At 63.5% G+C, this 25749-nt stretch carries 26 protein-coding genes; 13 read left to right on the forward strand and 13 right to left on the reverse strand.

The genetic code is table 11. The features are described from left to right. Positions 1 to 270: 270 nt before the first annotated feature. From gspF to gspG, 7 genes are all read right to left on the reverse strand, one after another. Entirely contained in the window at positions 271 to 1482 is a 1212-nt protein-coding gene (gene gspF / locus AC07VG_RS01015; protein ID WP_495020294.1) for a type II secretion system inner membrane protein GspF, read from the reverse strand. Beyond that, entirely contained in the window at positions 1482 to 2900 is a 1419-nt protein-coding gene (gspE, locus tag AC07VG_RS01020; RefSeq protein WP_495000956.1) for a type II secretion system ATPase GspE, read from the reverse strand. The genes gspF and gspE overlap by 1 nt, the downstream gene beginning before the upstream one ends. 193 nt (positions 2901 to 3093) lie before the next feature. Continuing rightward, the gene (gene gspD / locus AC07VG_RS01025) at positions 3094 to 5499 is read right to left on the reverse strand and encodes a type II secretion system secretin GspD (RefSeq protein WP_495020295.1); all 2406 of its coding nucleotides are present in this window, start codon (positions 5497 to 5499) and stop codon (positions 3094 to 3096) included. Further along, positions 5496 to 6038: a type II secretion system protein M gene (locus tag AC07VG_RS01030; protein WP_495000958.1), complete on the reverse strand. Its 543-nt coding sequence runs from the start codon at positions 6036 to 6038 to the stop codon at positions 5496 to 5498. The genes gspD and AC07VG_RS01030 overlap by 4 nt, the downstream gene beginning before the upstream one ends. Beyond that, positions 6031 to 7188: a type II secretion system protein GspL gene (gene gspL, locus AC07VG_RS01035; RefSeq protein ID WP_495000959.1), complete on the reverse strand. Its 1158-nt coding sequence runs from the start codon at positions 7186 to 7188 to the stop codon at positions 6031 to 6033. Before gspL ends, AC07VG_RS01030 begins: the two co-directional genes overlap by 8 nt. Continuing rightward, complete coding sequence (gene gspK / locus AC07VG_RS01040) at positions 7185 to 8168, reverse strand: type II secretion system minor pseudopilin GspK (RefSeq protein WP_495000960.1); 984 nt, start codon at positions 8166 to 8168, stop codon at positions 7185 to 7187. The genes gspL and gspK overlap by 4 nt, the downstream gene beginning before the upstream one ends. A gap of 8 nt (positions 8169 to 8176) precedes the next feature. Then, entirely contained in the window at positions 8177 to 8623 is a 447-nt protein-coding gene (gene gspG / locus AC07VG_RS01045) for a type II secretion system major pseudopilin GspG (protein ID WP_495000961.1), read from the reverse strand. A gap of 521 nt (positions 8624 to 9144) precedes the next feature. On the opposite strand from gspG, the gene hutH reads away from it, so the two are divergent. The 10 genes from hutH (at position 9145) to gspI (ending at position 19001) form a co-directional block, all read left to right on the forward strand. Then, complete coding sequence (gene hutH, locus AC07VG_RS01050) at positions 9145 to 10674, forward strand: histidine ammonia-lyase (RefSeq protein ID WP_495000962.1); 1530 nt, start codon at positions 9145 to 9147, stop codon at positions 10672 to 10674. Between the two features lie 58 nt (positions 10675 to 10732). Continuing rightward, positions 10733 to 11938: an alpha-hydroxy acid oxidase gene (locus AC07VG_RS01055; protein ID WP_495000963.1), complete on the forward strand. Its 1206-nt coding sequence runs from the start codon at positions 10733 to 10735 to the stop codon at positions 11936 to 11938. Continuing rightward, positions 11935 to 13311, forward strand: a complete 1377-nt coding sequence (locus tag AC07VG_RS01060; RefSeq protein ID WP_495000964.1) for an FAD-binding oxidoreductase — start codon at positions 11935 to 11937, stop codon at positions 13309 to 13311. The genes AC07VG_RS01055 and AC07VG_RS01060 overlap by 4 nt, the downstream gene beginning before the upstream one ends. Before the next feature lie 102 nt (positions 13312 to 13413). Beyond that, positions 13414 to 14250, forward strand: a complete 837-nt coding sequence (locus AC07VG_RS01065; RefSeq protein ID WP_495000965.1) for a transporter substrate-binding domain-containing protein — start codon at positions 13414 to 13416, stop codon at positions 14248 to 14250. Positions 14251 to 14323: 73 nt separating this feature from the next. Beyond that, entirely contained in the window at positions 14324 to 14983 is a 660-nt protein-coding gene (locus tag AC07VG_RS01070; protein WP_495000966.1) for an amino acid ABC transporter permease, read from the forward strand. Beyond that, a complete protein-coding gene (locus tag AC07VG_RS01075; protein ID WP_495000967.1) occupies positions 14980 to 15651 on the forward strand; it encodes an amino acid ABC transporter permease in 672 nt (223 codons plus the stop codon). Before AC07VG_RS01070 ends, AC07VG_RS01075 begins: the two co-directional genes overlap by 4 nt. An 89-nt stretch (positions 15652 to 15740) precedes the next feature. Continuing rightward, complete coding sequence (locus tag AC07VG_RS01080) at positions 15741 to 16541, forward strand: amino acid ABC transporter ATP-binding protein (RefSeq protein ID WP_495001027.1); 801 nt, start codon at positions 15741 to 15743, stop codon at positions 16539 to 16541. Next, on the forward strand, positions 16538 to 17671 hold the full coding sequence (hisC, locus tag AC07VG_RS01085) for a histidinol-phosphate transaminase (RefSeq protein ID WP_495000968.1): 1134 nt from the start codon (positions 16538 to 16540) through the stop codon (positions 17669 to 17671). Before AC07VG_RS01080 ends, hisC begins: the two co-directional genes overlap by 4 nt. 3 nt (positions 17672 to 17674) lie before the next feature. Beyond that, positions 17675 to 18412: a histidine utilization transcriptional repressor HutC gene (gene hutC / locus AC07VG_RS01090; RefSeq protein WP_495000969.1), complete on the forward strand. Its 738-nt coding sequence runs from the start codon at positions 17675 to 17677 to the stop codon at positions 18410 to 18412. Between the two features lie 175 nt (positions 18413 to 18587). Then, a complete protein-coding gene (gene gspI / locus AC07VG_RS01095) occupies positions 18588 to 19001 on the forward strand; it encodes a type II secretion system minor pseudopilin GspI (protein ID WP_495000970.1) in 414 nt (137 codons plus the stop codon). Here gspI and AC07VG_RS01100 read toward each other — a convergent pair. Beyond that, entirely contained in the window at positions 18961 to 19392 is a 432-nt protein-coding gene (locus AC07VG_RS01100; protein WP_495000971.1) for a type II secretion system protein N, read from the reverse strand. The genes gspI and AC07VG_RS01100 overlap by 41 nt on opposite strands. 234 nt (positions 19393 to 19626) lie before the next feature. On the opposite strand from AC07VG_RS01100, the gene AC07VG_RS01105 reads away from it, so the two are divergent. Both AC07VG_RS01105 and AC07VG_RS01110 read left to right on the forward strand, forming a co-directional pair. Next, the gene (locus AC07VG_RS01105) at positions 19627 to 20079 is read left to right on the forward strand and encodes a GspH/FimT family pseudopilin (protein ID WP_495000972.1); all 453 of its coding nucleotides are present in this window, start codon (positions 19627 to 19629) and stop codon (positions 20077 to 20079) included. Then, a complete protein-coding gene (locus tag AC07VG_RS01110) occupies positions 20076 to 20684 on the forward strand; it encodes a type II secretion system protein GspJ (protein ID WP_495020296.1) in 609 nt (202 codons plus the stop codon). Before AC07VG_RS01105 ends, AC07VG_RS01110 begins: the two co-directional genes overlap by 4 nt. A 196-nt stretch (positions 20685 to 20880) precedes the next feature. Here AC07VG_RS01110 and AC07VG_RS01115 read toward each other — a convergent pair whose 3' ends face one another. Genes AC07VG_RS01115 through AC07VG_RS01125 form a run of 3 tightly spaced genes read right to left on the reverse strand, consistent with a single transcriptional unit; the run spans position 20881 to position 23145 of the window. Then, complete coding sequence (locus AC07VG_RS01115; protein ID WP_495000974.1) at positions 20881 to 21831, reverse strand: FecR family protein; 951 nt, start codon at positions 21829 to 21831, stop codon at positions 20881 to 20883. Positions 21832 to 21865: 34 nt separating this feature from the next. After that, positions 21866 to 22414 (reverse strand): RNA polymerase sigma factor, encoded by a 549-nt coding sequence (locus tag AC07VG_RS01120; RefSeq protein ID WP_495020297.1) that lies wholly within the window; start codon positions 22412 to 22414, stop codon positions 21866 to 21868. Between the two features lie 5 nt (positions 22415 to 22419). Continuing rightward, the gene (locus AC07VG_RS01125; protein ID WP_495020298.1) at positions 22420 to 23145 is read right to left on the reverse strand and encodes a TonB-dependent outer membrane receptor; all 726 of its coding nucleotides are present in this window, start codon (positions 23143 to 23145) and stop codon (positions 22420 to 22422) included. A 153-nt stretch (positions 23146 to 23298) separates the two neighbouring features. Here AC07VG_RS01125 and AC07VG_RS01130 point away from each other — a divergent pair, with 153 nt between their 5' ends. Beyond that, positions 23299 to 23631 (forward strand): hypothetical protein, encoded by a 333-nt coding sequence (locus AC07VG_RS01130; RefSeq protein ID WP_495000977.1) that lies wholly within the window; start codon positions 23299 to 23301, stop codon positions 23629 to 23631. 101 nt (positions 23632 to 23732) lie between these two features. Here the strand turns inward: AC07VG_RS01130 and dctM are convergent, their stop codons facing one another. After that, positions 23733 to 25016, reverse strand: a complete 1284-nt coding sequence (gene dctM / locus AC07VG_RS01135; RefSeq protein ID WP_218222936.1) for a C4-dicarboxylate TRAP transporter large permease protein DctM — start codon at positions 25014 to 25016, stop codon at positions 23733 to 23735. Then, positions 25016 to 25654 carry a TRAP transporter small permease gene (locus tag AC07VG_RS01140; protein ID WP_495000978.1) on the reverse strand — a complete coding sequence of 213 codons (639 nt, stop codon included), beginning with the start codon at positions 25652 to 25654 and terminating at the stop codon, positions 25016 to 25018. Before AC07VG_RS01140 ends, dctM begins: the two co-directional genes overlap by 1 nt. Positions 25655 to 25749: the final 95 nt, after the last annotated feature.

Below are 25749 nucleotides of genomic sequence, written 5' to 3' on the forward strand. Positions count from 1 at the left end.
CCAACACAGGCTTCTGTTGAGCTGCACACAAAGTCTGGACCCAACACAGGCTTCTGTTGAGCTGCACACAAAGTCTGGACCCAACACAGGCTTCTGTTGAGCTGCACACAAAGTCTGGGCCCAACACAGGCTTCTGTTGAGCTGCACACAAAGTCTGGGCTCAACACAGGCTTCTGTTGAGCTGTACACAAAGTCCGGACTCGACATAGGACTAATGTGGGAGCGGAGCTTGCCCGCGAAGAGGCCAGCCCGGGCAACCCATCTGCCCGGCTATTGCACCAACTGATTGATCTCGATAATCGGCAGCAACACCGCCATTACGATCAACAACACCACCGCCCCCATCACTACGATCATCAGCGGTTCGAGCAGCGCGGTCATGCCCATGGCCCGCCGCTCGATATCCCGCGACAAGGTCTGCGCCGCCCGCTCCAGCATCGGCGGCAACGAGCCGGTCTTCTCGCCGCTGGCAATCAGATGGATCAGCACCGGCGGAAACACTTTCTCCACCTTCAGCGCCGCCGCCAGGTTCACCCCTTCACGGACCCGTGCCGTAGCTTCAGTCACACTCAGACTCAGGCGGTCGTTGGACACCGTCTGCCGCGCGGCCTCCAGTGCCCGCAACAATGGCACCCCGGCACCGCCGAGAATCGCCAGGGTCGAGGCAAACCGTGCGGTGTTCAGCCCCAACACAAAGCGGCCGATCAGCGGCAGGCGCAAGATCCGACTGTGCCAGCCCAGCCGTGCCGCCGGATTGCGCAGATACAAGCGCCAACCCCAGAAACCACCGACCAGGGCGGCGAAACACAACCAACCCCAGGCACGGATAAAATCACTGGCATTGAGCATCGCCAGCGTCAGCCCCGGCAAATCCTGGCGCGCCTGGGAAAAAGCGCTGACCACCTGGGGCACCACATAGCTGAGCAGGAAAATCACAATGGCCACCGACACCAACCCCACCACTCCCGGATAGATGAACGCAGTGAGAATCTTGCCCCGCAGGTTGTTGCGCTCCTCGATGTAATCAGCCAGTCGCTCCATCACCTGGGCCAGGTCGCCGGACTCCTCGCCCGCCGCGATCAATGCCCGGTAGATATCGGGAAAGTCCCGTGGACGCTTGGCCAGGGCTTCGGCCAGGCGCATGCCACCGCGCACATCGGCGCGCACCGCGCTCAAAGTCTGGGCGATATGCTTGCGCTCGGCCTGCTCCACCGTCGCGCTCAACGCGGCTTCCAACGGCAGGCTGGCCCCCAGCAGGCTTGCCAGTTGCCGGGTGGCCCAGGCCAGGTCGTTGTCCGAGAGCTTGGCGCTGAACATCCCACTGGCACTGCCTCCTCCTTGAACGCCGTCGGCCTGGACCAACAAGGCGGTCAGCCCGCGACTGCGCAACAGGCCCAGGGCCGCGCCCTGGCTGTCGGCTTCCAGATGGCCGGTTTCGATCTTGCCCAGGGCGTCGGCGGCTTCGAAGCGATAGCGATTCATCAGGCGTCCCGTGTCACGCGAAGGATTTCTTCCGGCGCGGTGGCGCCACTGTGCACCCAGCGCTCGCCGTCCTCACGCATGCTCAACATGCCGGCCGCCCGCGCGGCCAGACGCAGGGCCTGCTCGCCGGCGCCCTGGTGGATCAGACTGCGGATATCGTCGTCGATGCAGAACAACTCGTGGATACCAGTACGACCGCTGTAGCCGGTGTGATTACAGACGCTACAGCCCAGCGGCCGCCAGCTGCCGGGCGCCGCCGGGTCTTCCTGGCGACAATGCTGGCACAGGCGCCGGACCAGGCGCTGGGCCAGCACGCCGAGCATCGACGAGGCCAGCAGGAACGGCTCCACGCCCATGTCGATCAGGCGGTTGACCGCCGACACCGCGTCGTTGGTGTGCAGGGTTGCCAGCACCAGGTGCCCGGTGAGCGAGGCTTGCACGGCAATCTGCGCGGTTTCCAGGTCGCGGATCTCGCCGATCATGATGACGTCCGGGTCCTGGCGCAGGATCGCCCGCAAGGCCAGAGCGAAGGTCATGTCGATCTTGGCATTCACCTGGATCTGACTGATGCCCGGCAGGTCGTATTCCACCGGGTCCTCGACAGTGAGGATATTGCTGGTACTGGCGTCGAGCCGGGCCAGGGCGGCATAGAGGCTGGTGGTCTTGCCGCTGCCGGTGGGGCCGGTGACCAGCACGATGCCATGGGGTTGGCGGATCAGCTGATCGAGCCGGGCCAACACATCAGGGTCCATGCCCAGGGTTTCCAGTTGCAGGCGTCCGGCCTGCTTGTCCAGCAGGCGCATCACCACCCGTTCGCCATGCCCGGTGGGCACGGTGGAGACGCGGATATCGATCGGCCGACCGGCCACGCGCAAGGCGATGCGACCGTCCTGGGGCAGGCGCTTCTCGGCAATATCCAGCTGGGCCATGATCTTGATCCGCGACACCAGCGCGCCATGTAGCGCCTTGCGTGGTGAGACCACGTCACGCAGGGTGCCGTCGACCCGATAGCGCACCACCGAATGGGTCTCGAAGGGTTCGATATGAATATCGCTGGCCTCGTCCCGCGCGGCCTGGGTCAGCAAGGCGTTGATCATGCGGATCACCGGCGCGCCGTCCTGGGTGTCGAGCAGGTCGGTGATTTCCGGGATGTCCTGCATCAGCCGGTCGAGGTCCACCTCGTTTTCCGCCGCACCGACCACCGCCGCCGCGTTGCCGGTGTCGGCATAGGCGCTGGCGAGCAGGCCATCGAGCTCATCGTCGCGGACCTGCTCCAGGCGCGCCGGGCCGAACTGCCGACGGACCTCGCTGATGGCCCAGCCCGGGGTCGACGGGCAAGCGGTCAACACCGCACCGTCCTCGCCGTCGCGCAGCAGAACCCGCTGCGCCTTGGCCCAGGCGTACGGCAGCGCACTCATGGTGCCCCCAGGGCTTGTGGGAGCAGGCCTGGTGGGAGCGGAGCTTGTCGGATCGCCGCACCGCCGCGAAGAGGACCTTGAGGCCGCCAAAAGCTTCGCGGGCAAGCTCCGCTCCCACAGGTTCGATTGTGCCTTTCCTTGAGGAGCCGGCATTGCTTCAAGCCCACTCGCCACAAGGCCCCTGTTACCAGTTTCATGGCTGCGGCCTCTCATTGAGTGACACCGGCACCGCGCGAATTGCCGCCCGTGGCGCTTGCTGGGTCGACGGCGCGGAACCCGGAATCGCCAGGGCCGCATTCGGCAGCTGCGGCGCCTGCATATCCGGCATGGCCCAGCTGCGCTCCGGTTGCAGGCTGCCCTGGGCCCGGCGGATAAAGTCATAACGGTTGAGGGTGATGCTGCGCCCCGCCGCACCGTCGCGAATGATATAGGGCCGCAGGAACACCATCAGGTTGGTCTTGGTGGTCTCGCGCCGCTCATGACGAAACAACGCACCGATCCCAGGAATACTTGATAGAAATGGCACGCCGTCATTGGTCTGGGTATAACCGTCCTGCAACAAACCACCGAGCACCATGATCTGCCCGTCATCCAGCAGGATGCTGGTGTCGATGGCGCGTTTGTTGGTTACGGTGCCAGCGGCCGCCGCCGAGGCACGGTCGTCCACCGTGCTGACTTCCTGGTAGATATCCAGCTTGACCGTGCCGCCCTCGGAAATCTGCGGCCGCACATTGAGCTTGAGGCCGACCTCCTCGCGCTGGATGGTCTGGAACGGGTTGTTGCTGGAGCTGCTGCCGTTGGTAACGTACTGCCCGCTGACAAAAGGAATGGTCTGGCCGACAAAGATGCTCGCCACTTCGTTATCCAGGGTCAGCAGGTTCGGCGTCGACAGCACATTGGAGCCACCCTTGGTTTTCAAGGCCCGGGCCAGGACCTTGAGGTCCATGACCTGACCGACGCCCGGGATGTTCACCGCGCCCTTGACCACACCGAGGCTCAGCCCCTGGGGTAGCACATCTATGCTGTTCTTGGCGCTGCTGACCAGATTGGTACTGCCCAGATTGACCCCGCCGATCACGCCATTGCCGGCCAGGCTGCCGGCTTGCCATTGCACACCGAACTCATTGGCATCGTCTTCGCTGACTTCGACGATCAGACTTTCGATCACCACCTGGGCGCGGCGCTGGTCCAGTTGGTCGATGACTTCCCGCAGATTGCGATACAGCGGGTCCGGGGCGCTGATCAGCAAGGTATTGGTGGTGGCATCGGCCTGGATGGTCACCCCGCCCGCGGAAAACGCCACGCTCTGGTCCGCGCCCTGGTTTGCACCGCCGGCCTGCGAGCCCCCGGCGCGCGCACCCTGCCCGTAGGACGAACTGCCCGTGGTGCTGGTGCCACTGCTTGTGGTGCCGCTGCTGCTCTGCGTACTGGCCTGGCCGTTCTGACTGCTGTTGTTACTGTTCATCCCGCCGTTACTGAGCATGGCCCGGGTCGGATCGCCCTTGCCATCAGCGCTGTCGCTTTCCCCGGTGAGCAGCCCGCGCAGAGCCTGGGCCAACTTGCCGGCCTGGGCATTGCGCAGGTACACCACATGCAGGTTGCTCGGGTTGCTCTGGGCATTGTCCAACTTGTAGATCAATTCTCGCGCAAGCTGCGTGCGCTCCGGGCTGCCGGAGCGAATGATGATCGAGTTGGAGCGCGGGTCGCCGAGCACGACAATCTTCTGGGTCGGGTCATTGCCGGGACTGTCGAGCAGTTCGGCGACCATGCTGGCGATATCGCTGGCGATGCCGTTCTGGATGGTCACCACATCGGTGTCAATGGCGCTGGGGGTGTCGATACTGGCGATCAGCGTGGCGACCCGGTCCAGGTTCTGCGCGTAATCGGTGATCACCACGGTGTTATTGCCCGGGTAGGCATTGATCGGGTTATTCGGCGAGACGATGGGCCGCAGCACCGGGATCAGGTTCACCGCGTTTTCGTATTGCAGGCGGAAGGTGCGGGTCAGCATACCGCCCTGGGCCGGGCGATCGGCGCTGTAGATCGGCCCGCCCAACAGCTTGGCATCGGCCTCCGGCACCACCTGGTTGACTCCACCGACATCCACCACGCTGAAGCCCTGCATGCGCAGGGCCGCCAGCAGCATGTCATAGGCGCGATGGGCAGGGACCTCGCCTTCGGAGACCAGAGTCAGGGTGCCCTTGACCCGTGGGTCGACCAGGAACTGCTGCCCGGTGGAGCGTGACAAGGCACGGACCACCGCCTGGATATCGGCGTCGACGAAATTCAACTGCACCGGCTGGTTGCCCAATGGACTGGGCACCAGGCTGCCTTTGGCCGCGCCCTTGCCCAGCCCGGGATTGATCGGCGTCCGTGGCTGCCGATGTTGCTGCTCCAGCTGGGCCTGGAGTCGCTGCCGATCAGCCACGGCATCGCCACTCTTGACCGTCGAGGCCAGGGGCCGACCCAACTCGCTTTCCACCAGCAATGGTGGCTGCGACGCCGGTGGTGTATTGCTGCAGGCACTCAAGGCCATCAACCACCAGGGCGCCGCAGCCTGCCGACAACGCAAGGCCAATAAAGAACCTGACCACTTCATGAAGCTTCCTTAGCGCCAAGCGCCTGATCCATGCGAACGGTTCCGGACAATTTGCCCATCGTGCCATCGGGTTCGGTCGCGCCTTTGCGCTGCAAACGGGCCTCGACCACTTCCAGGGTGAATAACGGGGGCGTACCCAGCAGCCAGCCCAACAGGCCATCCGCCGGGGCCTCGTCGAAGGTCAGCCGCCAGCCGGTACCAACGCCTTGCAATTGGTAGTGCCCAGCCAGGCCGCCGGCGTCCAGGCTGCTGCGCAAGCCGGCCTCGACATTTCCGCCAGCCGGACCGGCAAGCCCTTGCAGCAGGCCGTCGAGAGTCTGTGCCTGGGTACGCAATTTGGGGGTTTCCAGGCGCCAGAAGTCGATCTTTTGCAAGGGCGGCTGGATCAGCACAAACCACACCAGCAGGCCCGAGACACCCATCGCCATGCCCAGCACCAGCTGTCGCTCGCGCCGAGCCAGGCTTTGCCAATACAGCCGGACCTGGCTCGAAAGCTGGCGCCAGCGGTTTCGATAGCGGTTGATAAAGGCCTTATTCACTGTCGTTCTCCGCCAGCGGTTGTGGGCCGGTGGTTTTCAGGACCCAGCCGTCGGCAACCGTCGTCGCTTCCACGCCAGCCTGGCTCAGACTCAGTTGCCAGGCCTTGTCGCGACCGCCGCTCGGCATGCCGGGCAGCGGGCTCAGGTGCAATTCGCCATGTTCGAAGACCAGCGTCTGCAGGCTGCCGACCATAAAAGGCATGGCACTCCCGGCTTGCTGGACCAGACGGGCAAAACCGCTGTCACCGGGCGCGCCGCTCTCGCGCAAAGCCAGCTGCTGACGAGCCTGTTGCAACGGGTTGAGGACCATTGGCAAGGCCGGAAATGCCTGCTGCACCCGCTGGGTCATCCAGGCCTTGAGCTGCTGGCCCTGTTCCACCTGGCGAGCGGCATATAGATTGAGGCCCACGGCCCAGACCGCCACCGCGAGCGCCATACCGGCCACGGCTCGCCGCCAACCGCCGGCGTTGCTGGCCATTGGCTGGACCGCACCGTGCAGCCCCCAACCCGGGGCTTTGCCAGACCAGACGCGCTCCTCGGACAGACTCTGGACCAGCGCATTGTCCGGAGCCGACGCCCCGACCCAATGCATCACGCTGCCGCTATTGAGCAAATCCGCCAGCGCTGCCTCGACAGCCGGATGAACCTGGGCCTGGTCCTGGCTGCGGCGCAGCAACAGATGTTCATCGCGCACCGCTACGACAGGCGCGTGCGCCGCCGCCACCGGCAGGCAATAGGCCGCCGGGTACAGGCCGCGCAACTTGAGCCCGGACTGGCGCAGCAAGGTGCCGAAGCGCTCCAACAATGCCCGCTGCAGCCAGGCGACCTGTACCTGCCCCGCGGCATCCCGCGGGCTATGAACGATATGCATCGACTCACAACCGCCAAGGATCAGCGCCTGGGCCGCACAGCCCACCGCCGCCTGAATCCTCGCCAGTGGCAGGTTGGGTAACTCGATACTGGCCAGCAAGCTGTCGCGCGGATGCAGGTAACACTCCACGGAGGCGCCTTTATATGTCTGCCCCAACAGTGCGAGGCTGCTGCGGCCACGGTCGCTCAGCTTGCCCTGACGATCCAGCCAGGCAAACTCCAGCGAGCTGTCCAGGGTCAGCGTCTCCAGCGGCAACAAGGCCAGACGTAGCGAAGTCATACGCCCACCCGCGACCAGATCACCTGGGGCATCTGTAGCTCCTGGCGATACAGCAACACCGCGAGGCTGACCCGCCGGCTGTCGCTGCGCGAACGGGCATTGAGGCGGAACCAGTCGCTGGTGATCCCGACCTTGATATCGCTGACCACCAGCTCGGGCATCTGCAGACGATTGACGAAATCGCCGCGATTGATAAACCAGCGCCCGGAATCACGCTCAGACACCAGACTGCGCGCCCGCGACAGCGACAGCCCCGGCACCTGGGAGGCGAGGACTTCGGCGCTGGCGGTATTGCCGTTGACCCAGGTGTTGGCCGGCAGAATCGTCACATGGGGTGCCAACAGCGCCAGCACTGCGTCGTCTACTCCCGCCAAGGCACTCAAGTCATCCAGGCTGTGCAACATCGGCCGGGTCGCCGGCAGCGGCTTGAGCGCGGTTCCCGGCGAGGTCAACCGACCGCTGTCGAAGCTGCCCTTGACCGGCGGCGCAGCGGGCGCGTTATCCGGCAGCAACGAGTAAGCGGCGGTCACCCGCTGGACAATCCGCTGGCCCACGGCAGGCTTGATGCCGATCGATTCGCACAGTTGTTGGAAAGCCCGAACCTGGTCGGAATCGATCCGGCTGTCACGCACCAGATTACGCAGATTGAACTTACCCTGCTCGTCTTCCAGGCGCCCGCTGAACTGCCCGCCGCGCTCGCTCAGGCCAGCGACTACGAGCGGCTGCGCCCAGGCTTGGTCAAGCCGGGTCAGCGGGTCGTGCTGGCGGGCCTGCCAGAGCTTTTGCCGGCTCAGCTCCAGACCGCCGCGCAACAGCCAGGCGCCCTGGACTCGCGACTGCTCGGCTTCAAGGCTGCGAGTAAAGACGCTCTGGCGGGCGAGCATGCCGCCGGCGATCACCGCCACCACGGCGGCGATCAGCAAGGCGCTGATAATCGCCATGCCGCGCTGCCCGGCGGCTGTCAGCGAAGGTTTGGTCATGGCCCGGACTACAACTGCCAGGAGCCGATATCAGCGTCGGTGCCTTCACCACCCGGCTTACCGTCGGCACCCAGGGAGAACACATCGACTTCGCCGTTGGCCCCAGGGTTGAGGTACTGATAAGGACGGCCCCAAGGATCGTTGGGCAGGCGTTCGAGGTAGGAGCGCCAGGTGCTGTCCTTGGCGTTCGCCGGCCGCTCGGCCAAGACCTTCAGGCCCTGGTTCTGGTTCGGGTAGCTGCCATGGTCGAGGCGATAGAGCTTGAGGGCCTGCATCAGGCTGCCAATGTCCTGCCTGGCGGCGGTGACCCGAGCCTGGTCGGGGCGGTCGAGAACCTTGGGTACCACAATGGCCGCAAGGATCCCGAGAATGACCACCACCACCATGATCTCGATCAGCGTGAAGCCTTGCTGAGCGCCAATCCGCGAGCGGGAATTGATGTGCGCGATATCCATCTCGACATTCCTTGGCTTGATTCGATTCGCCGCGGATTGTTGCAAGAAGATATGTCACCGGTATTGAAAATCCTCGGGAGGAAATGCCGCCCACCCCGTAGTGCATTCGCGCCGCCGGCATGCAATCTCGCGAAGCCAAGGCCGCCGCTTTGGCGGACAACAGTGTGCGCAGCTGTATATACAGCAAAAATTTCCATCACCGCCGACCGTCTTTGTCTCCCGGCGCCTCCTTGCGCGGCAAAGCGCCCCTGCGCTGCGCGGAAACCTTGCATCGCGAAAAACCCTACTATCATTGGTTTCTATTCGCCCCAACAGTGTGCGAGAGGCGCGGTTTTGGTGCGGTATTTGGTGACACATCGACGGCTCGACCAGCGCTGGCGTTTTTTTTCAATCCGCGGGGATCGGGTCTGCAACGCCACTCTCTGACTGGAATAGCGGTTTTGGCCCGCATATTGCTCGTCATGTATATACAGGAACATATAGCCGCCTATTCCACCCACCCTCCGCCTTAGGACACTGCCATGCCCGCACCTCTGCTGCTCAAGCCCGGTCAACTCACACTGGATCAACTGCGCGTCATCTATCAGAAGCAATGCGCGATCGAGCTGGACCCTGCCGCGCGTGAGAACGTCGACGCCAGCACCCGTACCGTGAACGAGATCATCGCCAACCAACGCACGGTGTACGGCATCAATACCGGCTTCGGCCTGCTGGCCCGGACCTCGATTGCCACCGAGTCGCTGGCCAAGCTGCAACGCAACCTGCTGCTCTCGCACTGCACCGGCACCGGGCCGTTGCTCGATGATGCCAGCGTCGGCCTGATCATGGCCTTGAAGGTCGGTTCGCTGGCCCGTGGCTTTTCCGGGATCCGCTGGGAAGTGATTGAAGCGCTGGTCAAGCTCTATCACGCCAAGGTCTATCCGTGCATCCCGTCCCAGGGCTCAGTGGGTGCCTCGGGTGACCTGGCACCGCTGGCGCATATGTCCGCCGTGCTGATTGGCGTCGGTCGCGTGCGCCAGGCAGGACGGGAAATGGATGCCGTCGAAGGCCTGGCGATTGCCGGCCTGGAACCCATGGTGCTGGGGCCGAAGGAAGGCCTGGCGCTGATCAACGGCACCCAGGTGTCCACCGCGCTGGCATTGCGCGGACTGTTTGCCGCCGAGAAGCTGTTCAGCGCCGCCGTGGTCGCTGGCAGCCTGTGCGTGGAAGCCTTGAAAGGTTCCGACGTGCCCTTCGATCCGCGCATCCAGGCGGTACGTGGTCAACCCGGGCAAATCGACGTGGCCCGGTTCTATCGTGAACTGCTGGCGGACAGCGAGATTCGTCAATCGCATATCGATTGCGCCCGGGTCCAGGATCCCTACTCGCTGCGCTGCCAGCCGCAAGTCATGGGCGCTTGCCTGGATCACCTGCGTTTCGCCGCCGGGGTGTTCCTGCGTGAGTCCAACGCGGTTTCGGATAACCCATTGGTGTTCAGCGCCGACGGCGACGTGCTCTCGGGTGGCAACTTTCACGCCGAACCGGTGGCGATGGCCGCTGACGTCCTGGCCCTGGCAATTTCCGAGATAGGTGCGCTGTCCGAACGACGAACTGCCCAATTGGTTGACCCGGCGCTCTCCGGTCTGCCGGCTTTTCTGGTACGCGAAGGCGGCCTGAACTCAGGCTTTATGATCGCCCAGGTGACCGCCGCCGCCCTGGCTTCGGAAAACAAGACCCTGGCCCACCCGGCCTCGGTGGACAGCCTGCCGACTTCGGCCAACCAGGAGGACCACGTGTCGATGGCGACCTTTGCTGCCCGCCGTTTGCTGGATATGGCCGGCAACAGCAGCGCCGTGGTGGCCATCGAACTGCTCGGTGCCGCCCAGGGTGTCGACCTGCATGCCCCGCTCAAGACTTCGGAAAAGCTCGCTGAAGTCCTGGCGATGATTCGCAGCGAGGTCGCGCATTACGACGAAGACCGTTACTTCGCCCCCGATATCGCGGCGGCCAGAAACTGGGTCGAGTCCGCCGCCTTCGAACGCTGGTTGCCGGCCGCACGTCTTTACGCCTGATTAAAACCGGGTTGGCGCAGCCCTGCTGCGCCACTTTCATCACGCCATAGGGATCGCCATGCGTCGCTATTATTCAGGGCTGGATTTTCACCGAGCACAGAGCATTGCCGAACTGGCGGCGATGGCCCGGCAACGTCTGCCGCATTTCGCCTGGGAATACCTGGAAGGCGGTGCCGAAGAAGAGCTGACGCTACGCCGCAATCGCCAGGCCTTTGCCGATATCGCCCTGCTGCCGCGGACCCTGATGCCTTGCTCGGCGACGCAGACCCAAAGTTCGTTGTTTGGGCGAGACCTGCCGCTGCCCATGGCCATCGGCCCCACCGGCTACAACGCAATGCTTTACCGCGATGCCGATATTCATTTAGCTCGGGCCGCCACAGAGCGCGGCCTGCCTTTCACCTTGAGTACCGTGTCCACCAGTTCCCTGGAGCAACTGGTCGCGGCAGTGCCCGAGGTCAATCTCTGGTTCCAACTCTATTGCCTGCGTGATCCGGCCGTGCGCGAGGATCTGCTGCAACGTGCCGACGCGGTCGGTTGCAAGACGCTGCTGCTGACCAGTGACGCCGTGCTGCTGGGCAACCGCGAATGGGACCGACGCAACTTTGTCCGGCCCCGGCAATTGAGCCTGCGCAACCAGCTCGACGTGCTCTGTCATCCCCGCTGGATGGCCCAGGCGCTATGGCCACAGGGCCTGCCGATCCTGGGCAATATCGAGCGCTATCTGCCGCCCGAACAACGCACCATCGAAGGCGCCGCGCATTTTATCGGCAGCCAGATGGACACCGGACTCGACTGGGACGCACTGGCCCGGCTGCGCGAGCGCTGGCCGCACCGGCTGTTGCTCAAGGGCGTGCTGCATCCGACGGATGCCGAAAAAGCCGTGGCCCTGGGGCTCGACGGATTGGTGGTCAGTAACCATGGCGGCCGGCAACTGGACGGTGTTCCGGCCAGCCTCGACTGCCTGCCGGCGATTGCCGCCGTGGCCAAGGGCAAACTCGCGCTGCTGCTCGACAGTGGCATCCGTCGCGGCACCGACATTCTCAAAGCCTGCGCACTGGGTGCCGATGCCGTGTTGCTGGGGCGATCTACCCTGTATGGAGTCGCCGTCGGCGGACAGGCGGGCGCCGCTCATGCCCTCGATCTACTGGCGCAAGAGCTGCGCCTGGCCCTGTCTTTGCTGGGCACTGCAAACCTGAACCAGCTGGATCGTCGTGCCCTGGTCACGACGCCCTCTATCCTTTCCGACCGTGAGTTGAGCCGATGAGCGATTTACCACAAACCCTCGAACTGCTGCGTCAAGCGTTGGGGAATGACGCCGTCGTCACCGGCGCTGATATCAGTCAGCGTCACTACAGCGACTGGACCGGCCATGCCCCGACCTGCCCGGCGGCGCTGCTGTTGCCAAGGACCACGGCGGACGTGGCGAGTGCCTTGCGTATCTGCAATGACACCGGACAATCGGTGGTTCCGCAGGGCGGCATGACCGGCCTGGCCGGCGGCGCGGTGCCACGGGCCAGCGATATCGCGCTGTCCCTGGAACGCCTGCGCGGCATTGAAGAGATCGACCCGGCGGCCGCCACCATCAGCGTCCTGGCCGGTACCACCCTGGAGGAAATCCAGCAGGCGGCGCTCAACGCGGGCTTTGTCTTCCCCCTCGACCTGGGCGCTCGCGGCTCGTGCCAGATCGGCGGCAATATCGCCACCAATGCCGGAGGCAATGCGGTGATCCGCTACGGCATGACCCGTGACCTGGTGCTCGGACTGGAAGTGGTCCTGGCCGATGGCCGAGTGCTCGATCTGCGCAACAAGATGATCAAGAACAACTGCGGCTATGACCTGAAACAGTGCTTTATCGGCAGCGAAGGCACCTTGGGCGTGATTACCCGCGCGGTCTTGAAGCTTGCCCCGCAACCGGGCCAGACCAGCACCCTGCTCTGCGCCCTGCCCGACTACGCCAGCGCGGTCAGCCTGCTGCGGCGGATCCAGCGCGGTGTCGGCACGCCACAAGCCTATGAGTTGATGTGGCAGGACTTCTTTCGCCTCGGCGTCAGTTGGCTGGAAAACGCCACGGCGCCGATCTCACTGGAGCATCCGTTGTATGTGCTGCTGGAGTCCGCCGGCGCTCAAGACCAGCTCGAAGCGTCCCTGGAAGAGGCATTCGCCGCCGGTGAAGTCCTCGATGCGGTCCTCGCCAGCTCCCAGGCCCAGGCCCGCGGACTCTGGAAGATCCGCGAAGCAACCGCTGAGTTTCCGCTACGCATGACCCCCTTGAACTTCGACGTCAGCCTGCCGATCGGCCTGATCGGCGACTTCGTCGAGCGTTGCCGCGCACGCCTGGAACAGCGCTGGCCGGGCAACCACAGTGTGTATTTCGGCCACATCGGTGACAGCAACCTGCACCTCACCGTGGACTGCGCTTCCCTGCCCCAGCCCGCGCCGATCCTCGCCATCGAGGAGCTGGTCTACAGCGCCGTCGGCGAACTCGGCGGTTCGGTGTCCGCCGAGCACGGCATCGGCCTGCTCAAGCGCGAGTTTCTCCATCACTCGGTGGGCCCCGAAGCCCTCGCAGTCATGCGTCAACTCAAGGATTGTTTCGACCCCAACGGCATTCTCAACCCGGGCAAGATTCTCGCCTGAGAGCTGTATATACCGGAGTGGCACGTTAACTGCTGTCGCCAACCTGAATCACCGCTGGAACACACACTCAACCTCGCTGCATCCCCCTGAAGGAGTGACACCATGCAACTCGATTCTCTATTCAGTAAACGCTTCAACGGCCTGTGCCTGGCGCTCACCCTGAGCGTCGCGTCCCTGGCGGCACATGCTGATCAACTGGCCGATGTCAAAAAAGCCGGTGAACTGGTGGTAGGTACCGAGCTGCAATTCGCGCCTTTCGACTTCACCGACAACGGCAAGCAGAAAGGCCTCAACTCAGAGCTGTTCGAACAGTTGGGCAAGGAACTGGGGGTCAAGGTGAAATTCCTCGACCTGCCGTGGCCCAGCGTGTTGCCAGGGCTTGAAGCGAAGAAGTTCGATGTGGTCGCTGGCCCGATCATCGTGACCCAGGCCCGTAAAGAGCGTTACCACTTCATGCTGCCGATCGCCGAAGCCACCGTGGCCTTGATGATCGGCGCCAACGACAACAGCATCAGCAAGCCGCAAGACATCGCCGGCAAGGCCGTGGGCGCGGGCAAAGGCTCGGCACAGCTCGAAGAACTGAAGACCTTCGCCGCCACGCTGCCGGAGAAAGTCACGATCCGCGAATACGTCGACAACAACCAGGCCTACGCGGACCTGGCGGCCAAGCGCATTGTCGCCGTCGCCAACTCGCTGCCGAACATCTCCTATGTCGCCGCCCAGCGCAGCAACGCCTTCAAGGTGGTCCAGCCGCCGTTCGGCAAGACGTCCTACTTCGCCTACCTGGGACGCAAGGATGCCGACGCCAACAGCCTGATCGCCGCACTCGATACCGCCCTGTTGAAAATGCATGCGGACGGGCGCCTGGCAGCCTTGCAGAAGAAATGGCTGGGTGCCGAGATGAATGTGCCGCAAGCCGACTTCACCCCGACCTGGTAAATCCGCCTGCCCATTGGAGGACCTGATCGCCGGCCAAGCCTGGCCGGCGATCAACTGAGTTGGAGTCACTGCAATGTTCGATTGGCCTTTATTTTTGCAGAACCTGCCGTTACTGCTGACCAGCCTGCTGGTGACCCTCGAGGTCTCCACCGCGGCCCTGGTGATTGGCTTTTTCATCGGCATCCTGGTTGCCAGCCTGCGCCTGTCGCCGCTTCCGTTGTTCAGGCGCCTGGGGGGCGGCTACATTTTCGTGTTCCGGGGCATTCCGCTGCTGGTGCAATTGCTCTTTGTCTATTACTTCCTGCCACGGGTCGGCCTGCCCAACGTATCGCCGCTGACGGCCGCGATCATCAGCCTGTCGCTGTGTGCCGGGGCTTATATCGCCGAGATCCTCCGTGGCGGCTTCCTGGCCATCCCCGGCGGGCAGTTGGAGGCGGCCGGGCTGCTTGGCCTGAGCACGCGGCAGATGCTGATCCGCATCCGCGTGCCGCAAGCCGTGCGCCTGACCCTGCCGGCCCTGGTCAATGAAATGATCCTGCTGATCAAGGCTTCTTCGCTGGTGTCGGTGGTCGGCCTCGCCGACCTGACCCGTACCGCGCAGAACCTCGCGGCCAGCGACTACCTGTTCGTGCAGGACTACCTGATGCTGGCCGGCTTCTATTGCCTGATCAATATTCCACTGGCGTTCTGCGGCGGTCTGTTGGAACGACGCATGAAGGAGCAACAGACATGATCTTCGACTATCGGGTCATTACCGAGCACCTCGACGATATCGCCCAGGGTTTCACCGTCACCCTCGGCACCTGGTCCGCCGGAGTGCTCCTGGGGTTGTTCCTCGGCTTGCTGATTGCCGTGGCGCAACTGTTTGGCAACAACCTGATTCGAGCGCCGCTGCGGGCCTTTATCGAGGTGATTCGCAGCACGCCATTTCTGGTCCAACTGTTCCTGGTCTACTACGGCGGGCCGTCCTTCGGACTCAGCCTGGACCCTGTTCCCGCCGGGATTCTCGGGCTGGGCATTTATGGCAGCGTGTACTTCGCGGAGATCTTCCGCACCGGTTTCGAGTCGGTCGCTCGTGGCCAACTGGAGGCGGCCGACTGTCTGGGCATCACCCGCTGGCAATGCATCCTGCGCATCCAGTTGCCGCAGATGCTGGTGATCATCCTGCCGGCGCTGGTCAATCTGGTGACCATCCTGTGCAAGGAAACCGCGGTGCTGTCGATCATTACCATCCCGGAACTGACCATGGTCATGACCGGTATCGGTTCGCAAACCTTCGCCTTTGTCGAAACCCTGCTGGTGCTGTGTATCGGCTACCTGCTGCTGGTGGAGTTCTGTTCGCGCCTGGGGATGTACCTGGAGACGCGGGTCGGACGCTTTATGAGCCGGCAGCCACAATGAACGCCCGACAACGCCCTGTGCAACCCATCGTCCCGAAACAAGGTGACCCCATGAAAACTCCCGAACAACTCCCCGGCGACTCGCAACCCATGGTGCGCCTGCACAATGTCGGCAAGAGCTTCGGCGCCCTGCGTGTACTCAAGGGGATCGACCTGGAGGTCCGGCATTCCGAAGTGGTATGTCTGATCGGCCCTTCCGGCTCGGGCAAAAGCACCCTGCTGCGGAGCATGGCCTTCCTCGAAGAGTACGACGAAGGCGAGATTCATATCGAAGGCCAGTTGCTCGGCTATGTCGCGGACAACGGCAAGGGTCGCAAACGCGCCGCGCAAGCGCAGATCAATCAGGTCCGGCGCAATATCGGCATGGTCTTCCAGCAGTTCAACCTGTGGCCACACATGACCGCGCTGGGCAATGTCAGCGAAGCCTTGCTGCGGGTGCGCAAGCTGTCGTCCGCCGAGGCCCGTCAGCGCGCGTTGGCCATGCTCGACAAAGTCGGCCTGGCACATAAGGCCGACGTCTATCCGATCCAGCTCTCCGGCGGTCAGCAGCAGCGCGTGGCGATTGCCCGGGCGCTGGCCATGGAGCCGCACATCATGCTGTTCGATGAGCCGACCTCGGCCCTCGACCCGGAGCTGGTGGGCGAAGTCCTGCAGGTCATGAAGACCCTGGCCAAGGAAGGCATGACCATGGTGGTGGTCACCCATGAAATGGGCTTCGCCGCGCAGGTCGCCGATTCGGTGGTGTTCCTCGACCAGGGTCAGGTGGTGGCCCAGGGCACACCGCAGCAAATCTTCCACAACACCGAACATCCCCGTCTGCAGCAATTCCTGCAGAACTATCTGGATCGCAATGCGTTCTGGCAAGACAACAAAGAGGCTTCCCTGGTATGAACGCTGCTGAACTGCAACTCCTCGCCCGCCCGCAAGTGCGTGATCTGGCCAGCTACAACGCCGGCCTCGGCACGGAAGCGGTGCGCAAGCGCTTCGGGCTGACCCGGGTGGCCAAGCTGGGCAGCAACGAAAACCCTCTGGGTCCGGCACCGGCGGTCGCCGCCGCGATGGCCCTGGCCTGCTCCAGCATCGCGCTGTACCCGGATGCCAGTTGCCTGGAGCTGCGTGCCGCCCTCAGCGCCAAGCTCGGCGTGGCGGGCAATCAGTTGGTGTTCGGCAATGGTTCCGAAGATCTACTGAGCATCATCAGCCGGGTGTTCCTCGACCATGGCGATGAAGTGGTCACCGTGGTGCCCTCGTTCGGCCTGCACTTTATCTACCCCATCGCCGCCGGTGCCCGGGTGACGGGCGTGCCGATGACCAGCGAAGGCCGCTTCGACGTGCCGGCGATGATTCAGGCATTGACCCCGAAAACCCGTCTGCTGATGTTTTCCTGCCCGTCCAACCCGGTGGGCTGCACCCTCGACGCCGACGAGTTGCAACGCCTGTTGGCGGCACTGCCGGCCCAGTGCCTGCTGGTGTTCGACGAGGCCTATTACGAGTATGCCCAGTTCGAGCAGGGTTACCCTGATTGCCTCGGCCTGATCCAGGCCAGCGGCAAACCGTTTATCCTGCTGCGGACCTTCTCCAAGGCGTATTCCCTGGCCGGCTTGCGGATCGGCTACGGTATCGTCAGCGACCCCATGCTGGCCGACCTGATCGACCGCCTGCGCACGCCGTTCAATATCAACCGCGTGGCCCAGGCCGCGGCGATTGCCGCACTGGCCGACGAGGAGCACCTGCAGGCCACCCTCGCCCATGTCGCCCATGAGCGTCGGCACATGGTGATCGCCTTGCAGAACCTCGGTCTGGACACCGCACCGTCGATGGCCAACTTCCTCTTCTTCAGCACGCCCTATCCGGCTGAAACCATCAACCAGGCCTTGCTCAGCAAAGGCATTATCGTCAAACCCTGGCGCGAAAACGGCTACACAGAGTACTTGCGTGTCTCCATCGGTAGCTGTGAGGATAACGACCTTTTTCTCAAGGCCTTGGCAAGTGTGCTTGCCGCTCAAAAAAATGCGGACTGAATCATGATCAAAAATGCACCGCAAGCCCTCTATCGGCGCGCGAAGGACTTTGTGCAAGACAAGCTGCGCAGCGGCGAATGGAAGCCTGGCGACTTGATCCCCTCGGAAAATCGCCTGGTGCAGGAGCTGGGCATTTCGCGCATGACCGTCAACCGGGCCTTGCGCGAGCTGACGGAAGAAGGTCATCTGTTGCGGATTTCCGGGGTCGGCACCTTCGTTGCCGAAAGCAAACCGCAATCGAACCTGCTGCGCATCACCAATATCGCCGACGAAATCATCGCCCGTGGGCATCGCTACTCCTGCCGAGTTCTGCACCTGGGTCGCGAGGCGGCCTCGATGCCGGTGGCCGCTGCCCTGGCGCTGCCTACCGGCTCGTCAGTGTTTCACCTGATCTGCGTGCACAGCGAAGAAGGCGTGCCGGTGCAACTTGAGGATCGCTACGTCAATCCCGAACTGGTACCGGACTTTCTGCAACAGGAGTTCGGTGAGCAGCTGCAACCGGCGCGCTACCTGTTGCAGGTCATTCGCCCCGATGAGATGGAGCATATCGTCGAAGCCGGTCACCCCAGCAGCGACGAAAGCCGGCATATGCAGATCGACGCCCTGGAGCCGTGCCTGATCCTGGTACGGCGGACCTGGAGCCAGAACAAAATCGTCACCTATGTGCGCCTGACCCATCCCTCGTCGCGTTATCGCCTCGGCAGTCGCCTGCCGGTGAGTGGCGCGCACCGCGACAGTTGAGAGAAAGCAGCAGAATTCCCAAGGTCGCTGGCCATTGAAAACGGCTGGTAGCGAGCTAAATGCGGACAGACGCCAGGATCATGGCCAGCAGCCGAAAAAGCTCGGGAGCTTCGGTCAGCAGGCGGTCAAACAAGCCGGCTAACCTGATACCTGGGTTCCCTCTTGAGTCAACTTGATGCCTGCTCCACGCCAAGGCGGTTTCACCCTGATCGAAGTGCTGGTGGCGTTGACGATCATCGCCGTCGCGCTGTCCGCCGCCGTGCGCATGGCCGGGGTGATGACCCAGAGCAACGGGCTGCTGCGGGATAAATCCATTGCCTTGTTGGCGGCCCAGAGCCGTCTGGCGGAATTGCGCCTGGAAGGACGCTTGCCCGTCGGGCGCAAGTCTTTCGAATGCGATCAGGGCCGGCTGATGTTGCGCTGCGAGCAGATGATCGGCGCCTTCGGCGGCGGTTTGTTCAAGGTCGATATCCTGGTTCTGGATCGCCGCCGCGAAGCGCCGCCACTGGCGCAGCTGGAAACCGTGCTGAGCCCGGCCCAAGCCGCGCTCACGGGCGGGTCAGCTTCGGCAGGAACGGCGCAGCGCTGAGACGGGTCACGTTCAGGTGGAGCTTTTCCTTGCCCCGCTCGACAACAATGCCCTCGGGTTCGATGGCAAGTAGGCGCACACCCTGGCTCAGGAGCTCGCCGGCGAGGAAGCTGCGCGGCGGGCCGTCGTTGAGGCTGAGGATCGCCACTGCTCCGTGCACCCCGGCCATGACCCCGGAAACCTTGATATCGAGCACCGCCGGCTGGTTGGAAAACCATTGCAAGGCGGGATTGTCGCTGCGGGTGCCGGCGGCCGGCGGCAGGCCTTCGGGCAACAGCGATGACGCAGGCTTCAGCAACAGGCTGGACCAGATCAGCGCACCGGCCAGGGCCGCGAGCAAGGCCAGCGCCTGGACCAGCTGGGGCGGAGAGAAACGGTGAGTCCATTGCATGCTTGAAGTCCTTTTCGACGTTGATCCGAACGCGCCACCCTGTAGGCGCTGGCTTGCTGGCGATGCGATCCAATGGTCAACATCACCGTTGCCTGATACACCGCTATCGCCAGCAAGCCGGCGCCTACACAACCGCGCTCCCATCAGACTACCTGTCAATTCTCACGTTTTTATTTCACACGCTCATCATCTTCGCGGCGCAGCATGTATTCACCCCCAAGGAGCCCTTGTCGAATGGATGTCGTGCGCCCCCAGACCGGTTTCACCTTGATCGAACTGATGGTGGTACTGGTCATCATCGGTATCGTCAGCGCGGCCATCGGCCTGAATATCAAGCCGGACCCGCTGCACCGGCTGCGCCTGGACGCCGAGAGCCTGGCCCAGGCCCTGCAAGTGGCCCAGGCCGAAGTCCAGGCGGATGGCCGGCCGATTCGCTGGCTGAGTGACAGCCAGGGTTATCGCTTCAGCCGCGGCGACGATCAGGGCGGCATCGAGCAATTCGCCCACGACCCACAACTGCGCCCCCGAGCCTGGCAGAGCACACCGATGCAGGTGCGCATCGAGCCGGGTAAAAGCCTGCTGCTGAGCGCCGAATGGATCGGCGCGCCGCTGCGCCTGTCACTCTCCGACGGCCAGCACAGCATCAGCGTGCTGCGCAGCGCCACCGGCGAGGTCAAGGTGCAGTGAAACGCCAGGCTGGTTTTACCCTGATCGAAGTGATGGTCGCGATCATGCTGATGGCGATTGTCAGCGTGATTGCCTGGCGCGGCCTGGACAGCGTCAACCGCGCCGATGAGCACCTCAAGGCCAGCGCCGAACAGACCCGCGAACTGCTGGCCGCGTTGGGACAACTGGATCGCGATGTGGCGTTGCGCGCCGGTATCGAACTGGTGGAGCCGATGGTGGTGGATGTCGAACACCCGCTACCGCCCGCTCCCGTGGCCCTGAGTGTACGCAGCGCCGAGCGCAAGGGTTTTCGCCTGGAGCTGATCCGCGCAGCGCCGCAGCAGGACGGCGCGCTGCAACGGGTACGCTGGTGGTTGCAGGGTGACACCCTGTATCGGGCCGCAGGGCCGGCGCGCGCACAATTCCCGTTGCCGGCGGCCAAGGACGGCGTGGCGGTGCTGGGTCAGGTGCGGGAAATGGACTTGCGGGTGTGGCAACCGGGCAAGGGCTGGCACAACCTGGGCGGGAATCATCAGGACGATCCCCAGGGCCTGGAGATTACCCTGGTTCGCGATACCCCCCAGGGGCCGGAGCGTTACCGGCAGGTGCTGGGGCCGCTGGAATAGCGTTACTCACTGGCTCGAATGCTGAACGCACACCTTGTGGGAACGGAGCTTGTCGGGACGCCGCACCGCCGCGAAGAGGCCCTTGAGATCGCTAAAAGCTTCGCGGGCAAGCTCCGCTCCCACAAGCTCCGCTCCCACAAGGACCGTTCCCACAAAGACCGGGGCAAGACGGGTATCGACAATCGACAACCCAGAATCAGCTGAGCAACACCACCCCACCCGGCAACTCGGTGCACTTGGCCCCATAGGCATCGCGAATCAACCATGCCACCCCCGCCAACTGATCGAGGCTGAAACGCGCCTGGACCTTGCGTTTCCCCAGCTCGGCATTGAGCAACACCAGCATGCCCGGACGATAACGGTTGATCTCGTCGATCACCGAGGCCAGGGTCGCGTCGTTGAACACCAGCATCTTGTTGCGCCAGGCGATCACGTTCGCGGCATCCACCATTTGCGGCTCGCCGGTATGCTGGGCGTCGTAGGTCAGCTGTCGGCCGCTTTCCAGCCGGAAACCGCGGCCCTGCACCTGCAGCGTCAACAAACCCTCGATACAGGTCACACAAACGCTACGGTCGATATGACGCAAATTGAAGCGCGCCTGCTCGGCATGCAACCAACCGGGACCAGCCTGGACGCTGATCGACTCGCGCGAACGCGTCACCACCTCCACTTCACCGCTGACCAGTTCGATCTGCGGGTTGCCGCCGACCGATGCCAGGCGATTGATCCGGGTCTGGGTGTTGAGCTCCAGGTGGATATCGTCACCCAGATCAATACGCCGCTGCTCGCCGACTTCGGTGACATAGTCGGCACCCAGCCCGGAAAAGCCGCCCGGTATCGTTTCGCGGATCAGGAAAAAAGCCGCCGACGCCGCAATCGCGCCGCCGAGAAACGCCCGCCGACCGAACTGTCGTGAACGTGGCGGGTGTTGCAATTGCAAAGCGGCCGGCTTGAGGGACTGCCACAGCGACTTGCTGCGTTCGAACGCCTGGGCGTGCTCCGGACTCTGCGCGCACCACTGGCGCAAGGCTCGGGCATCGGCGGCGGTAGCCTGCCCCGAGGTCAGGAGGATCAGCCAATCCTGGGCTTCGCTGTGCAATCGAGCGGTCTCGCCGGCCCGGGAATCAGTGATGGAAGTCGTGTTCAAGCGCGCAGGTACTCAAGAAAATTTTGCTGGTCTATTACCTAGACGGTTTTCCCGCACCGGGACCGAACCGCTGAATCACTTTTCTTTCAAGACGCTCCGCGCAATGCCCCAGGGCCGCCTTCAACTCCTTCTCGACCATCCGTGTGGAAATCCCGAATCGCTGGGAGATTTCCAGGTGCGGCGCCTCCTCCAGGCGCGCGGCGATAAAAATCCGCCGGCGCCGCGGCGGCAGTTCATACAAGGCACTGAGCAGCAACTGAATCTCCTTCTGCCCGCCCACGACCCGCTCCGGATCCTGGGCTTCGTCGCCGACCTGCAACAACTCCTCGATTTCCTCGCCGGTCAACAAACGGGCGTCGGCCTGGCGGCGATCGGCGGCGATATTCAGCGCCATGCGGTACAGGTAGGCATTGGGCTGGGTGAGGTTGAGCGGCGTCTCCATGCGGTCGACCCGCAGATAGGTTTCGTGCAGGACGTCGTTGGCCAGATCCTCGGAACCCAGGCGCCGGCGCAAACGCGCCTTGAAGTCGTCATAGGAGGTCAGGAACAACCGGACCATCGGACTGTGCCCGATCTTCTTCATACCTCTCAGGCTCCTTCCCGCTCTGTGCATTCCATGCTGCTTCCTGCTGAATTCGGCGTTATTAGAAGGGTTATCGGCTGATGCAGCGAGGTCGGGGCAGGACGTCTGACCCGCACACTGCTCAAGCGTGCCACCAGCGCCCCGTCGCGCTGAAGATCTCCGGTAGAACTGACCAGGCGACTGTACTGGACTTCGCCGGCACGCCCGATCCACACCTGCAACACCGCCCGGTAAGTCCCCGGTCGGGTCAACGGCAGCGCGCACAAGGCCTGTTCGATCGCCACCTGGATCGCCCGGGCATAACTGCTCGCCATGGCTTTCGCGGCCAAACTCTCGCCGCCCTTGCCCGCCGGTCGCTCGCTGACTTGCGCCACTTGCAGGGTGAAGGCATCGGCGCGGGTGTAACGCGCCATCAGGCCACTGCCGGTGAGCAACAGACCCAGGGCTTCGCTGGCCCGGTAGTGCCCATGCACGGCGAAGGACCGACGCGCACGGGTCAGGTCACGGTCCACCAGCACCGCCATGCCGCTCAGGCGGCTGAAGGTGTCCAGTGCGCCGGCCAGGTCCTGGGCGGCGATGTCCAGGTCCAGGCGCACCTCACGATCGAGCTGCACCGGTTCCGCCGCCAGGCACGCCAAACTCCCGGCCAGCAGCCAGCCGGCCAGGACCCATCCCACCAGGGGAGAGCGAAAGAACGACAGACGCACCGCCACGGATCGAAGTCCCTGCACAGCTGACGTGTTCCTGAAAATCGTCATCCTGAGGGCTGTTTATGAATCTGATGTTACGTTCGCTGCAAAAAAACCATCACCCAGTGGCAAAAAGCTTTGCTCTAGACTAAAGGACTAGAGAAACCCCGCTCCCGGGGTCGCCAGGAGGCTTCAATGAAACGCCCTTCAATCCTCGCCGGCTTGCTGCTGGTCAGCGCCGCGCTCTCCGACCCGGTCCTGGCCGCCGGGCCTACCGCGCAACCGGTCGGCTGCATCGACGTCAGTGTCGGAGGCTACAAGGCCCCGGACTACAACTGCTTGAGCCAGCAGATGAGCGACCCGGAGCAGACCCAGGCGCGACAGGAAAACCAGGAAGCGCTGAACCCCGATATCAGCAAGAAGGCCCCGAACAAGCTGGGCCTGGCAACGCCGGCCGCCACCCGCGTGCGCATGGGCAATACCTTCGGCACCTCGGTGACACCGCAACGGCCGCCAGCGGGCCAGTGATACCCAGCGCTGCTGCTGTGGGAAATTTGAAGCCCGGCGCAATCCTGTGGCGAGCGGGCTTGTCGGAACGCCACACAATCGCGCTCGACTTCAAATCTGCATCAAGGCATACCCAACCAGTGCGGCAGCGTCAGCGAGATCATCGGCACGTAGGTCACCAGAATCAGGAACGCCAGCAGAATCATCAACCACGGCAACGCCGCGCGGATGGTCTGCCCCAGGCTCAGCCCGGTCACCGCCGAGGTCACGAACAGGTTCAGCCCCACGGGTGGGTGGACCAGGCCGATTTCCATGTTCACCACCATGACGATACCCAGGTGAATCGGGTCGATCCCCAGCTTCACCGCAATCGGGAAGAAGATCGGCGCCAGGATCAGCACAATGGCCGATGGCTCCATAAAGCTGCCCGCCACCAGCAACACCACGTTGACCATCATCAGGAAGCCGATCGGCGTCAGCCCCTCGGACACCACCCAGTTGGTGATCTGCTGCGGGATCTGCTCAGTGGTCAGTACATGGGCGAAGAGGATCGCGTTGGCGATGATAAACATCAGCATGATCGCCAGCCGACCGGACTCCATCAGCACCTTCGGGCAGTCGCGGATCTTCATGTCCTTGTAGATAAACAAGGCGACAAACGCCGAATACACCGCCGCCACCGCCGCCGCTTCGGTCGGGGTGAACAGGCCGCTGTAGATCCCGCCCAGGATGATCACCAACAACAGTAGGCCCCAGAACGCCCGGCGTGCCGCCGTCAACCACTCGCGAAAGGTCGCGCGGGGCTGGGCGGGCAATTTCTTGATCCGCGCCACGATATAGATCGCCACCATCAGCATCAGGCCCAACAGCAGCCCGGGAATCACCCCGGCCATAAACAGCTTGCCCACCGAGGTTTCCGTGGCCGCCGAGTACACCACCATGACGATGGACGGCGGAATCAGGATACCCAGGGTCCCGGCGTTGCAGATGATCCCGGCGCCGAACTCCTTCGGATACCCTGAGCGCACCATCCCTGCCACGGCGATGGAACCCACCGCCGCCACCGTCGCCGGCGAGGAGCCGGACAAAGCAGCGAACAGCATGCAGGCCAGTACCGCGGCAATCGCCAGACCGCCACGAATATGCCCGACACAGGCGTTGGCGAAATCGATCAGGCGCTTGGCCACGCCGCCGGTGGTCATAAAGGCCCCCGACAACAGAAAGAACGGGATCGCCAGGAAGGTGTAGGCATCCGAGGTTTCGAACAGCTTGATCGCCAGGGAACTGAGGGAATCCTGGCTAAAGATCAGGATCGACACCGCGCCGGACAGGCCTAGGGAAATCGCAATCGGTACACCGAGAAACATAAAGGTGAACAACAGCAGAAACAGACAGAGAACGGCCATCAGTGCTGCTCCTTGTGTTCACTCGCCAGCTTGCTCGCTTCGCCGGCTTCGTCGGCCAGGCCCAGCCCGGTCTGACGACGGGTGAAAATGCGGTAGAAGATTTCCAGGTAGCGGATCAGCACCAGAGCAAAGCCCACTGGCACGATCAGCACGATATAGCCGACCTTGATCCCATACTGGTCGAGGTCCTCGGCGCCGATCCCGGCGGCGAGCACCGCGCTCAGCCACTTGTAGCTGGCCACCATGAACAATCCGGCGTAGGCCAGACAGCAGGCGCAGGCGAGCAACGCCAGGTAGCGCTGCACCGGGCGCGGGGTCAGCTTGACCAGGGCATCGACCCCGAGGTGGCCGGCGGTGCGCACGCCGTAGGAGATACCGAAGAAGATCAGCCAGCCGAACATGGCCTTGGTCAGGGCCACGCTCCAGGTCATGTCCTGGGCCACGGTCATGGTGGCGTCGCCCAGGCGGTTGAAGAAGCCGCTGCTCCAGGCCCAGCGGTCGGCCAGGTTGAAGAACAGCGTGTAGATGTTGTTGGCCATCACATAGACAAAGGTCACCAGCGTCATGGACGCCAGCAGGAAGGCGATAAAGCCTTCCTCGAAATGTTCCCAGATGCGCCGCAACGGTTGCGTTTGCATGGGTAGGACTCCGTGAGAGGGAAAAGGAAGGACCGGGGCATGAGCCACGATGCCGATCAATCAAAGCCGGACACGATCCCTTGTAGGAGCGGAGC

It is taken from the genome of Pseudomonas sp. GW821-FHT03C07 (genome assembly GCF_059420925.1).

Coding starts and splice junctions, on each gene's coding strand:
- gspF (WP_495020294.1), bottom strand. CDS start 1,482: ATGAATCGCTATCGCTTCGAAGCCGCCGACGCCCTGGGCAAGATCGAA.
- gspE (WP_495000956.1), bottom strand. CDS start 2,900: ATGAGTGCGCTGCCGTACGCCTGGGCCAAGGCGCAGCGGGTTCTGCTG.
- gspD (WP_495020295.1), bottom strand. CDS start 5,499: ATGAAGTGGTCAGGTTCTTTATTGGCCTTGCGTTGTCGGCAGGCTGCG.
- gspL (WP_495000959.1), bottom strand. CDS start 7,188: ATGACTTCGCTACGTCTGGCCTTGTTGCCGCTGGAGACGCTGACCCTG.
- gspK (WP_495000960.1), bottom strand. CDS start 8,168: ATGACCAAACCTTCGCTGACAGCCGCCGGGCAGCGCGGCATGGCGATT.
- gspG (WP_495000961.1), bottom strand. CDS start 8,623: ATGGATATCGCGCACATCAATTCCCGCTCGCGGATTGGCGCTCAGCAA.
- hutH (WP_495000962.1), top strand. CDS start 9,145: ATGCCCGCACCTCTGCTGCTCAAGCCCGGTCAACTCACACTGGATCAA.
- AC07VG_RS01055 (WP_495000963.1), top strand. CDS start 10,733: ATGCGTCGCTATTATTCAGGGCTGGATTTTCACCGAGCACAGAGCATT.
- AC07VG_RS01060 (WP_495000964.1), top strand. CDS start 11,935: ATGAGCGATTTACCACAAACCCTCGAACTGCTGCGTCAAGCGTTGGGG.
- AC07VG_RS01065 (WP_495000965.1), top strand. CDS start 13,414: ATGCAACTCGATTCTCTATTCAGTAAACGCTTCAACGGCCTGTGCCTG.
- AC07VG_RS01070 (WP_495000966.1), top strand. CDS start 14,324: ATGTTCGATTGGCCTTTATTTTTGCAGAACCTGCCGTTACTGCTGACC.
- AC07VG_RS01075 (WP_495000967.1), top strand. CDS start 14,980: ATGATCTTCGACTATCGGGTCATTACCGAGCACCTCGACGATATCGCC.
- AC07VG_RS01080 (WP_495001027.1), top strand. CDS start 15,741: ATGGTGCGCCTGCACAATGTCGGCAAGAGCTTCGGCGCCCTGCGTGTA.
- hisC (WP_495000968.1), top strand. CDS start 16,538: ATGAACGCTGCTGAACTGCAACTCCTCGCCCGCCCGCAAGTGCGTGAT.
- hutC (WP_495000969.1), top strand. CDS start 17,675: ATGATCAAAAATGCACCGCAAGCCCTCTATCGGCGCGCGAAGGACTTT.
- gspI (WP_495000970.1), top strand. CDS start 18,588: ATGCCTGCTCCACGCCAAGGCGGTTTCACCCTGATCGAAGTGCTGGTG.
- AC07VG_RS01100 (WP_495000971.1), bottom strand. CDS start 19,392: ATGCAATGGACTCACCGTTTCTCTCCGCCCCAGCTGGTCCAGGCGCTG.
- AC07VG_RS01105 (WP_495000972.1), top strand. CDS start 19,627: ATGGATGTCGTGCGCCCCCAGACCGGTTTCACCTTGATCGAACTGATG.
- AC07VG_RS01120 (WP_495020297.1), bottom strand. CDS start 22,414: ATGAAGAAGATCGGGCACAGTCCGATGGTCCGGTTGTTCCTGACCTCC.
- AC07VG_RS01130 (WP_495000977.1), top strand. CDS start 23,299: ATGAAACGCCCTTCAATCCTCGCCGGCTTGCTGCTGGTCAGCGCCGCG.
- dctM (WP_218222936.1), bottom strand. CDS start 25,016: ATGGCCGTTCTCTGTCTGTTTCTGCTGTTGTTCACCTTTATGTTTCTC.
- AC07VG_RS01140 (WP_495000978.1), bottom strand. CDS start 25,654: ATGCAAACGCAACCGTTGCGGCGCATCTGGGAACATTTCGAGGAAGGC.